This window comes from Promicromonospora sp. NPDC060204 (assembly GCF_042728455.1).
Classification (GTDB): domain Bacteria; phylum Actinomycetota; class Actinomycetes; order Actinomycetales; family Cellulomonadaceae; genus Promicromonospora.
The window spans coordinates 1-10714 of the sequence record NZ_JBHWZO010000222.1; the positions used below are offsets into that span (position 1 = coordinate 1).

A 10714-nucleotide genomic window follows, 5' to 3' on the forward strand; every position below is an offset into this window, starting at 1 on the left:
GTGGTCGCCGCGGTCGACGACCTGGGCGTGACCGTGGGCCGGTTCGGGCCGCTGCCCGCCGGCAGCACCAGCCGGCAGACGCACCTCGACCTGCCGGGCACGACGGCGGTGGCGGTCACACCCGCCGGCGACACCCTGCTCATCGCGTGGCAGGACGGCGAGACGGGTCGGAACCGGATCGGCAGCATCAACCTCGACGGGCGCGACCTCGCCGTCCTGGAGTCCGACGACGGCCCGCAGCGCCCGCACGAGCAGCGGCTGGCGTTCCGCACCAAGGCGGAGACCGACCTGGCGGTCACCTCGCTCGCCGTCGGCTCCAGCCGCACCCTCGCCGTGGCCGACGCCGCCGCCGGGACGCTGGAGATCCGCAGCCTCGACTCCCTGGAGCTGACCGGGGCTGCGCCCGTCGAGCTGCCCGAGGGCGGCGTGCCGTCGCCGTCGCTGCGGGACTGGGCGACGCTGAGCTCCGACGGCGACACGACAATTGTGACCCTGCACCACTGGGCGGACGGCTCCGTGCGGTCGGCCGGCTGCCCGGTCCCCCGCGTCTGGTCGAACCCCGAGGTGGTGGCGATCGACGACGCGACCACACGTGCCCTGGTCGCCACCGACGACGGGCTGGTCGCGTGCGAGATCGGCGCCGGCACCGACGTGCACCGCACCTGGCACCTGTCGGGCATCCAGCGGCCCCAGTCGCCGGTCCTGGTCGGGGTCGACCGGGTCGCGGCCGCGTCGGACGGCCGGATCGCCCTGTGGAGCACCGCCGGCACCCACGGGGACGTGCCCCTGCCGAGCGCGGCGGGCGCGGCCGCGGCTCGCGGGGCGGACGGCGCGGGCGACGGCGCGGCGGACGGCGCGGCCGATACCGGCGGGCCGACCGCCGTCCTGGCCACGTACCGGGCCGGGCCCACGCAGCCGGCCAGCACCGCGGCGTCCTGGTCGGACGGCACCGTCATGATCCACGGACTCGGCACGGTGGACCTGCCCGCGGGCAGCCCGGACGCGGGGCGCCCGCTGCTGCCGGTCTGGCTCGACGAGAGCCGGCTTCTGCTCGTGACCCCCGACGGCGACGCCTACCGGACCCAGGCCGGGACGACGGCGGGGTACGAGGCCGGGTTCCGCGACCTCGTCGCGCCGGGCCTGGACCGGGGCGACCCGGCCTGCGCCACGATCGTGAGCGCCCGGCGCACGCGCGACGACATCGTGCTCGTCGACACGTGCTCCGGGCTGCACGTGCTCGACGTCGGGCTCCAGGAGCGGGCGCTGTACGTGCCCGGGCCGATCGGCAGCACGCCGCGGCTCGCGTCGCAGTGGGCGGAACCGGGCCGGGTGGCGGTCGCCGACGACGGGAGCAGCGTCGCCGTCGCGCCCCGTGACTTCTCGCTCCGGGTGGCCGACCTGACGGCCGCGGCCGCGGGCGAGAGCGACGTCTGGACGGTGCGTGGCAGCAGCGTGGAGCAGGTGCACGTGATCGGCGAGCGCAGCAGCCCCGAGGACACCGCGCTGCCCGAGCAGCTCGTGACGCTGGGCCTGGACTCGAAGGTGCGGCTGCGCGCCGTGTCCGGGCCGGGCGCCCCCGAGAGCCTCGACCTCACCGGCACCTACGGCGACGTGCTGGCGGTGCTGCCCGGGCCCGACCTCGTGGCCCGCAACCAGGGCTCGGCGCTGGCGTTCTTCGACATCGGGACCGGCCAGAAGGTCGGCGCGCTGGCGACCCGCCTCTACGCGCCCGGCGGCGCCGTCGCGCCGAGCGACGTGTACGCCGGCGACGGTCAGCTGCTGGTGGTCCAGGACCACGGCGTCACCACGGGGTGGACCTTCGCGGACGACCAGATGATCACCCGGGCCTGCGCCATGGCGGGCCGCGAGCCGACGGCGGCGGACATGCCCGAAGGGGTGACCCTCACGAACACCCCAACCTGCCCCGACTGAGCGTTGAGTGCTGGGTATTTGCGCCTCTGGCACACAGAAATGAGCAAATACCCAGCACTCAACGGGGTGTGGGGTCCGGTCAGGACTCCAGGCGCTTGGCCTCCGACTCGGCCTCGTCCGCCTCGTCGTCGCGGCCGTCCTTGCGCAGCGCGCTCGTGAGCGAGCGCATCGAGGTGGCGGCGTCGGACTTCGCGAGGTCGGACGACGTCCCGCGGAGCTTGGCCCACAGGCCCATCGCCTCCTCGGCGACCTCCAGCACCTGCGAGCGCTCCTTGCTGCCGAGCGCCGACGTCGTCACCGTCTCCAGCGCGTGCTCCAGGGCGACCCGCTGCTTGCCCGGGTCGTCGTCGTCCAGGCTCTTGAAGAGGCCGACGGCCTCGCCGACGAGCGCCGAGGTCGTCTTCTCCGGGTCCTTGGCCGCCGCCTGGCTGCCGAACGACAGCAGCGCCACGGCCAGCCGCGACACCGTGCTGCCGGCCTCGCCGGGCAGCTTCTCCGCGCCCGAGGCCACCAGCTGGTGCAGCCGGGCGGCGGTGCGCGTCTCGATGTTGTCCTCGCGCTCCGGACCCTCGTCCTGCTCCGGCGCGGCGGCCGGTGCCGGTGTGGCAGCCGGTGCCTGCGCGACGGCCGGCTCCGCCCCGGCGGCCGGCTCTGCCCCTGCGACCGGCTGCGGGCCGGCGTCGGGCTCCGCGACGGCCGACGCCGCCTGCGGCGACGTCCCCGGTGCCGGCTCCCCTGTCGCGGCGGCCTGCGCCACCTCTGCCTGCTCCGGCAGTGCGTCCGTGCTCACTCGTTCCTCCTGTTTTTGGTGCGACGAAACTACCAGAATGAGCATTCGGTCCGGTATGTAAGAAACGTCGGTCCACGACGCGCGTCGGGGCCTTCCGGACGGCCCGCGCCCGGTACCGTCGTCGGCCATGAAGACCTGGTCCCGCGGCGAGGCCCGCGACCTGCTCCAGCACGCCGGAACCCGGCACGACCTGGGCTCCCGTACCCTCAGCCAGCGCCGCGGCGCCCCCGCACGCGTCCGCGCGGCCTACCGCGCGGCACGCGACGCCCGCGTGCTGGACGAGCTGTCCGAGGTGCCCCTCGACCGGATCCGTGAGGTGGGCACGGGACGCCTGCGCCTCGGCCCGGTGGAGCAGGCCGGGTTCCGCACCGTCGGCCAGGTGCGGGCGGCCGCCCCGGAGGAGCTCACGGCGATCGCGGGCGTCGGCGCCCGCACCGCGGAGGCACTGCGTGCGGCGGCCCAGCAGGTCTTCGACGCCGTGGACGCCGGGCTCGCCTTCCGGCTGGACCACGCCCCCGCCGACCCGCTCGCCACCCGCCTGGTGCGCGCGCTGCACGACTACCTGCACGTCCAGCGCTTCTTCGAGACCTGGCAGGACCGGCTCGACGTCGACGTGCGGGAGCTCGCCCGCCTGGCCGAGGCCGGTGCGCTGCGCGCCACGTTCGTGCGGCGGTTCTTCGCGGGCCGTGCGCGCACCGACCGCGCCGACGCCGCGCTGACCGACCTGAGCACCCTCGCCGACGACCTCGACGCCGTCGGGATCACCGACGACCTGCGTCACCTGGACGAGGTGCTCACGGCGACGTCCGACGCCGAGGTCTGGAGCGACTACGAGGCACGGGCCGCCGCCTACATCACCGCGCTGGGCGACCTGGTCAACCTGGGCATCGACGTCGCGGCCGCCGAGGGCTTCCTGCCCGAGGACGTGGTGGGCGAGGTCGCGGTACAGGACCTGGACACCTCGCTGCTGAAGGTCTCGCTGCGCAGCTACCAGGCGTTCGGCGCCCGGTACGCGCTCGCCCAGCGGCGCACGATCCTCGGCGACGAGATGGGCCTGGGCAAGACCGTCCAGGCCATCGCGGTGATGGCCCACCTCGCCGCCAAGGGGAGCACGCACTTCCTCGTGGTCTGCCCCGCGAGCGTCGCGGCCAACTGGGCCCGCGAGGTCGCGGCGCACTCCGAGCTCTCGGTCCGGGTGCTGCACGGCGACGACCGCGAGGCGGGCATCAAGGAGTGGGCGGCCGACGGCGGCGTCGGCGTCGCCACCTTCCCCCAGCTCGGGCACCTGCGGGCCGGCGACCTGCCGCGCCCCGCCCTGCTGGTCGTGGACGAGGCGCACTACGTGAAGAACCCCGAGGCGCAGCGCTCCGAGCGCACCGCCGACTGGGCCCGCGCGGCCGAGCGCGTGCTGTTCATGTCGGGCACGCCCATGGAGAACACCGTGGACGAGTTCCGCAGCCTCGTGGGCTACCTCAAGCCCGAGGTCGCCGACGACATCGACCCGGCGGCAGGCCTCGCGGGCGCCTCGGCCTTCCGCCGGTCGGTCGCGACGGTCTACCTGCGGCGCAACCAGGAGGACGTGCTGACCGAACTGCCCGAGCTGGTCCAGGTGGACGAGTGGGAGCGGTTCGGCAAGCACGACGGCGCCGCCTACCGCCAGGCGGTGCTCAAGCGGTCGTTCGCGGACATGCGCCGGGCCGCGTTCGTCGAGGCCCCCGAGCCGACGGCGAAGCTGGAACGGCTCCGCGAGATCGTCGACGAGGCGGTGGAGAACAAGCGCAAGGTGGTGGTCTTCTCCTACTTCCGCGACGTGATCGAGCGGGTGCTCGCCGAGCTGGGCCCGCTCGCCGTCGGGCCCATCACCGGGTCCGTGCCGTCGGCCCGTCGCCAGGAGCTGGTCGACGAGTTCACGCAGGCGGCGGAGCCCCGGGTGCTCGTCAGCCAGATCGAAGCCGGCGGCGTGGGGCTCAACATCCAGGCCGCCTCCGTGGTGATCCTGTGCGAGCCGCAGGTCAAGCCGACCGTCGAGGCGCAGGCCATCGCCCGCGCGCACCGGATGGGCCAGGTGCGTACCGTCCAGGTGCACCGGCTGCTCATCGAGGACAGCGTGGACGAGCGGCTCCTGGACATCCTCGGCACCAAGGCCGAGCTGTTCGCGGAGTACGCCGGGCGCGCCACCGTGGCCGCGACGCCCGGGACGCCGGACATCGCCGACGCCGAGGTGGCACGCCGGATCGTCGACGAGGAGCGCGCCCGCCTCGGCGAGCCCGCGGCCTAGCGCTTTCCTCGCGGGCCAGGCCGTGGGCTGCTGAGATGGGTGCATGACGACCGCAGCCCTCACCCGAGGACCAGTCCAGGCCGCCGAACGTTCGCCCGCACCCGATCTGGCGCGGGGATTCATGCTCCTGCTGATCGCCGTCGCGAACACGCCGTACTACCTGTGGGGCAGCGAGATGAGCGCCGGGGCGTCGCACCCGGTGGACGGGTCGGTCGTCGACAAGGCGGCCGACTTTCTCGTCATCGTCCTCGTGGACCTGCGGACCTACCCCATGTTCGCGTTCCTGTTCGGCTACGGGATGATGCAGCTCTACAACCGCCAGGTCTCCTCGGGCACCCCGGAGCGGGCGGCCCGCCGGCTGCTGCAGCGGCGCAACTGGCTGCTGCTCGCGTTCGGGTTCGTGCACGCGGCGCTGCTCTGGATGGGCGACGTGCTCGGGGCCTACGGCCTGGCCGGCCTGCTCATGGTCTGGCTGTTCTTCCAGGTCAAGGACCGCACGCTGCTCGTGTGGACGTGGGTGTTCGGCGTCCTGCTGACCATCGGCACAGCCTTCGCCGTGGCCGGTGCCTGGTTCGTGGCACAGCTCCCCGCCGACGACCCCACGGCGCGGAGCATCGCCGCCGACCTCGCGCCGTCGAGCGAGTCGATGGCCACGACGTCGTACCTCGCCTCGATCGGCGAGCGGCTGACCTACTGGACGCTCGGCACGTTCCTCCAGGGCCTGCTCGTCCTGGTGGTCCCGATGATGCTCCTGCTCGCGTTCTGGGCCGGCCGACGCCGCATCCTGGAGCACCCGGGCGAGCACCTGACCCTGCTGCGGCGCGTCGCCGTCGTCGGCATCACGATCGGCTGGCTCGGGCCCCTGCCCTCCGCGCTCGACCACGTCGGGGCGATCGACGTGCCCGACCACGCCGCGTGGGTGTTCTACCCGGTGCAGTTCCTCACCGGGTTCTTCGGCGGGCTGGGCTACGTCGCGCTGTTCGGCCTGATCGGGCACCGCGTCGCCCAGCGGCGGACCGGGGCGCCGTCGCGCAACCTCTTCCTCACCGACGGGCCGTTCGCAGGCGCCGTGCAGGCGGTCGGCAAGCGGTCGCTGACGTCCTACCTGCTGCAGTCCGTGCTGTGCGCGCCGGTCCTGGCCGCGTGGGGCCTCGGCCTGGGCCAGTACCTCAGCTCGTGGAGCATGCTGCTGTACGCCGTGGTCGTGTGGGGGCTCACCGTCGCGTTCGCCGTCTGGCAGGAACGCACGGGCCGCCGCGGCCCGGCCGAGGTGCTGCTGCGCCGGCTGGTCTACGGCCGGCCGGCGGCAGCCCGCTAGAGGTCAGGCCGGGAACGAGTCCACGGGCTCGTCCTCGCCGTCGCCGTCGGTGTCCACGGAGATCGTCGACGTGCCGGCGACGGTCTCCACGACGACATCCGGCACGCCGTCACCGTCGGTGTCGTACAGCTCGACGTCGGGCACGCCGTCACCGTCGTAGTCCTCGAACTGGGCGTCCACCACGCCGTCGCCGTCGGTGTCGGCGACCTCGACGTCCGGGATGCCGTCACCGTCGAGGTCGTACTTGCCGGGCTTGTCGGCCAGGAACTCGGACACGTCGTTCTCCTTGCTCGTCTGGGGACACCGCCGTTCCGGTGCCACCGCTGGGTGCGCCTCCGATCATGCCCCACGCGCGGGCGGTCCCGTGCGTCCGGCGAGGGCGGGACGCCAGGCAGACGGACAGGTCGCCGATCGACCAAGATTTCACCCGTTTCCCCTCGCGGGTGAAATAGTTGGTCGCCTACATTCAGCACATGCTGATCCAGGTTCGCAGTCCCCGACGCCGCGCCGCGCTCCTGGCGGCCACCACCTGCGCCCTTCTGATCGTCTCGGGCACGGCCGTCGCGGCCGGCACCCCGGGCACCGGGTCCGGGGCGGACGACGCCGCGCGGGCGTGGTCCGTCGACCTCGCCGACGTCGGCGCGGACGACGCCGGGGTGCGCGCCTCTGGCGACGGGCTGCGCCTCGACGCGGCGACCCCGGCCGGCACCTCCGTGCTGGTCGACGTCCGCGGCCGGTACGCCGACGAGGGGCCCGACTCCTGGACCGAGTGGGTCCCGGCCGGCACCCCGCTGCCGGTGGCCGCGCGGACCGTGCAGGCCCGCGTCACGCTCGTGGGCGACGGCGAGGCCAGCCCGGTCGTGCGGGAGGTGACGCTCACGCCCGAGACCAAGCGGTCCCGGTCCCTCCAGGAGGTCGAGGCCCGCCCGACGTCGGGCGAGCGGGCGTACACCGTGTACGCGACCCGCGAGGGCCTCGTGGGCGGCACCACCGCCAACGGGCACGTCATCACGTCGCGCGACCACTTTGTGGCCCTCCCGTCGCGGCGTGGGCTGTCGTCGAACAACTCGGGTAGCTATTCGGTGCGGGTCTGCGCCGCGAGCACGGGCCGCTGCGCGTACGCCCCGGTGTGGGACGTCGGCCCGTGGAACACCACCGACGACCACTGGAACGCGTCCGGGACGCGCCAGTCCTGGGCCGACCTGCCGCAGGGCAAGCCGCAGGCGCAGGCCGCCTACCAGGACGGTTACAACGGCGGGCTCGACGGCTTCGGACGCCGGGTGGCCAACCCGGCCGGGATCGACCTCGCGGACGGCACGTTCTGGGACGGCCTGGGGCTGACCGACAACGCCTGGACCACCGTCACCTACCTGTGGACCGGCTCCGGCCCCAAGGGCGTCGTGCGCACCAGCGGCGGACCGCTCACGGTCCGTTCCGGGCCCGGCACCGGCAACGCCGCCGTCGGGCAGGCCGGGAACCACGCGAACGTCGTGATCGAGTGCACCGCCACCGGCACCACGGTGACCGGCTACTACGGCACCAGCAACGTGTGGAACCGTATCGGGCCGGGCAACTGGATCTCGGACGCGTACGTCAACACGGGTTCGAGCGGCCCGGTGGCCCCGGCCTGCTGAGCCGCGGGTCAGGCGCGGCGGACCGACACCGCGAGGCCCACCGCCGCGACGCCGACCACCACGGCCGCCAGCAGCGGCACCGCCGCCACCCCGGACCCCGCCACCACGAACGAGGCGAGGGCTGCCCCGACGGCGATCCCGCCGTTGAACAGCACCGGGATCAGCGCGCCCGCGAACGAGCGGCGCTCCGGCCCGGCCAGCCGCAGGATCAGCGTCTGCGCGAACGGCGGCAGGGCGCCCGAGACGACGCCCCACGCGACGACGACGGCGACCCCGACCACGGGGCCGGCGTCCACGGCCCCGAGCCCGAGCACGGTGAGCGCGGTCGCGGCCACGCTGACCACCAGCGCCGGGCCGCTCCGGTCGCCGAGCCGGCCCGCCAGCGCGACGCCGACGGCCGACGCGAGCCCGAACACCAGGAGCAGGGTGCTCATCCCGCCGGGCAGCGACTGCGCGGGCACCTCGGCCAGCCGGGTGATGTACGTGTACGCGCCGTAGTGGCCCACCAGGACCAGCGCGACCAGGCCGGTCACCGTCAGCAGCTGCGCCGTCCCGCGCCGCGGCGCGCCGAGGGCGCCCGCGCCGCCGGCCGCTCCGGCCCGGGCGTCCGGGGCCGCCACCCGGGCCACGACCAGCCGGACCGCGACCGCGGCCAGCAGGCTCAGGGCCGCGAGGGCCCAGAAGGCGGCGCGCCAGCCGGCGGCGTCGGCCACGAGCCGGGCCAGCGGCGTGCCCACCACCATCCCGAGGGTCGCCCCGCCGAGCACGACGGCGATCGCCCGCCCCAGCAGGCGGTCGGGGACCAGGTCGGCGACGTGCGCGTTGGTCGTCGCCCACAGCAGGCCGACGGCGGCCGCACCCAGGACTCGCGCACCGACCGCCACCTGGAACGTCGGGGCGAGCGCCGTGAGCGCGGACGAAAGCGCGAGCACCGCCAGTCCCCCGGCGATCACCGCGCGGCGGTCCCACCGGCGCGTCAGCCGCACCAGCGGGAAGCTCAGCACCACGACGACCGCCGCCCACATCGAGACGAGCAGGCCGGTGCTGGACTCCGCGACGCCCAGGCCGGTGCTCATCTGCTGGAGCACCGCCGTGGGCAGCATCTCGGCGGTGACCATGAACAGGGTGCCCGCGCCGAGCACGAGGAGCGACGGCCAGGGCAGGACGTCGGCGGGCGGTGCGGGAGGGGCGGCCGGGGTCGCCGATACAGTGTTCGTGCTGGTCCGGGCGGCGGGTGTGGTGCCTGTCGTGTCCATGTCGACCACGCTAAAGTTTGACACTGGTGTCAATGTCAAGGCCCTGCCCGGAGGTGCGTCATGAGGATCGGCGAGCTCGCCACGCGGACGGGGGTCACGACCCGTCTCATCAGGTACTACGAGCAGCAGGACCTGCTCGAGGCGGACCGGGCGGCAAACGGGTACCGCACCTACACGGAAGCCCATGTGGAGCGGGTGTCGCGCGTCGCCGGACTGGTCCAGGCAGGCATCCCCACGCGACTGGTCAAGATCCTCCTCGACGCGGAGGACGCCGCCGAGCGCGAGGACCCGACCTGCCCGCGGGAGGTGGCCCAGCAGCTCGCCACTGAGCTGGTCGGGGTCCAGGCGCGCATCGACTGCCTCACGCGGAGCCGGGACTCGATCCGCAGGTTCCTGACGGCGACCCAGCACGAGGTGCTGCTCCGGGAAGCGCAGGAGCCCGCGACCGCCTGACTGCCGGTGCCCACGGGCTTCCGCATGGCAATGTGACGCCAAGCTCGTGCCCATCTGCGCCTATTTTGGTGTATTTAAGTGGGATATATTTACCTGCGAACTGGATGGATGCTCTGACAGCGATCGCGGTCTCGGGGTGATTCGCCATGGAACGCTGGGCTCACGGAAGCCTGCTCCTGGTCGCAGTCGGATCAGTGGCCAACTTGCTGCTCGCCTTCGTCCCGAATCTGCTGGACGACAGGATCACCACCGCGCTCGTGATCGCCATGTCGCTCCTGCTCGTCGGTCTGGGCGCAGCACTCACCGTGCGCCTGCTCCGCCGCGAGATGGCCCGCGCGGAGCTTCAGCGCCTGCGGGGGATCTCCAAGGTCGGACATACGCACGGCACCGACCAGTTCGCCGGCATATTCCGTGCGGCCGAGCGCACCATTCTCTGCTGTGGCATCGGGATGACCAGGATCTCGCGCTCACCCAGCGTGGTGGAGCAGGCCGTCGCGCGTGGTGTTCGAGTGCATTTCGTGATGCCCGAGCCCCGGTGGCTCCGTTGGGATCGGACCGGACGCCGGCTTACCGGCCTGTACTACGACCGGGCGCGATTCGATGCCCGCGTAGGAGAGTCCTATTCAGCTCTCGCAGCCATCAGCAGGGACCTCAACACACGATTCGGAAATGGCTCCGTCACGATCCATACGCACCGCATGTTCATGCCGGTGAGCGTCACGGTCGCCGACCCAGGTACCACTCGCGCGATCGGAATCATCGAGCACCACTACTTCGGTGGCACGTCCGAGGCCCGATTCTGGCTTGAAGCCAAGCACTGCGACTCCGCCAACGGCAACCCTGCCATCCTTGAGATCGTCGTGGCCGCCATCTCACAGCTCGCCAACCATGATTTCACCAGCGGCTCCGAGCTCTACACCGGACGAAGTCCGAGGTAAACATCACCCCGACAACAGATCAGGCGTGCGGGTCGCGATCAGGACACCGACGCCGCTGGAGTCGCAGAACAGGACGTCGGAGAGGTCGAGGACGAGTTCGTGCCGTCCCTTCGCC

10 protein-coding genes are annotated in these 10714 nt (G+C 73.3%); 6 read left to right on the top strand and 4 right to left on the bottom strand.

Going from position 1 to position 10714, the window contains the following annotated elements; all coding sequences use genetic code 11:
• Window positions 1–1932, top strand: a 1932-nt coding sequence (locus ACFWEJ_RS22465) for a hypothetical protein (RefSeq protein ID WP_377231408.1), incomplete at its 5' end; no start/stop codon positions are given.
• 79 nt (window positions 1933–2011) lie between these two features.
• Here the strand turns inward: ACFWEJ_RS22465 and ACFWEJ_RS22470 are convergent.
• A complete protein-coding gene (locus ACFWEJ_RS22470; protein WP_377231409.1) occupies window positions 2012–2722 on the bottom strand; it encodes a hypothetical protein in 711 nt (236 codons plus the stop codon).
• Window positions 2723–2849: 127 nt separating this feature from the next.
• Between ACFWEJ_RS22470 and ACFWEJ_RS22475 the strand changes: the two genes are divergently transcribed.
• Both ACFWEJ_RS22475 and ACFWEJ_RS22480 read left to right on the top strand, forming a co-directional pair.
• The gene (locus ACFWEJ_RS22475; protein WP_377231410.1) at window positions 2850–5000 is read left to right on the top strand and encodes a DEAD/DEAH box helicase; all 2151 of its coding nucleotides are present in this window, start codon (window positions 2850–2852) and stop codon (window positions 4998–5000) included.
• Window positions 5001–5043: 43 nt separating this feature from the next.
• Window positions 5044–6318 (top strand): DUF418 domain-containing protein, encoded by a 1275-nt coding sequence (locus tag ACFWEJ_RS22480; RefSeq protein WP_377231411.1) that lies wholly within the window; start codon window positions 5044–5046, stop codon window positions 6316–6318.
• Between the two features lie 3 nt (window positions 6319–6321).
• Here the strand turns inward: ACFWEJ_RS22480 and ACFWEJ_RS22485 are convergent, their stop codons facing one another.
• Window positions 6322–6594 (bottom strand): hypothetical protein, encoded by a 273-nt coding sequence (locus ACFWEJ_RS22485; protein ID WP_377231412.1) that lies wholly within the window; start codon window positions 6592–6594, stop codon window positions 6322–6324.
• A gap of 197 nt (window positions 6595–6791) precedes the next feature.
• Here ACFWEJ_RS22485 and ACFWEJ_RS22490 point away from each other — a divergent pair, with 197 nt between their 5' ends.
• Window positions 6792–7952 (top strand): hypothetical protein, encoded by a 1161-nt coding sequence (locus ACFWEJ_RS22490; RefSeq protein WP_377231413.1) that lies wholly within the window; start codon window positions 6792–6794, stop codon window positions 7950–7952.
• A gap of 8 nt (window positions 7953–7960) precedes the next feature.
• On the opposite strand, the gene ACFWEJ_RS22495 is transcribed toward ACFWEJ_RS22490, so the two are convergent.
• Window positions 7961–9208 carry an MFS transporter gene (locus tag ACFWEJ_RS22495; RefSeq protein ID WP_377231414.1) on the bottom strand — a complete coding sequence of 416 codons (1248 nt, stop codon included), beginning with the start codon at window positions 9206–9208 and terminating at the stop codon, window positions 7961–7963.
• Between the two features lie 60 nt (window positions 9209–9268).
• On the opposite strand from ACFWEJ_RS22495, the gene ACFWEJ_RS22500 reads away from it, so the two are divergent.
• Together ACFWEJ_RS22500 and ACFWEJ_RS22505 are read left to right on the top strand one after the other, a co-directional pair.
• Complete coding sequence (locus ACFWEJ_RS22500; protein ID WP_377231415.1) at window positions 9269–9661, top strand: MerR family transcriptional regulator; 393 nt, start codon at window positions 9269–9271, stop codon at window positions 9659–9661.
• 146 nt (window positions 9662–9807) lie between these two features.
• On the top strand, window positions 9808–10599 hold the full coding sequence (locus tag ACFWEJ_RS22505) for a hypothetical protein (protein WP_377231416.1): 792 nt from the start codon (window positions 9808–9810) through the stop codon (window positions 10597–10599).
• Window positions 10600–10602: 3 nt separating this feature from the next.
• Here the strand turns inward: ACFWEJ_RS22505 and ACFWEJ_RS22510 are convergent.
• Window positions 10603–10714: STAS domain-containing protein (locus tag ACFWEJ_RS22510; protein WP_377231417.1), on the bottom strand; the 112-nt coding region annotated here is incomplete at its 5' end.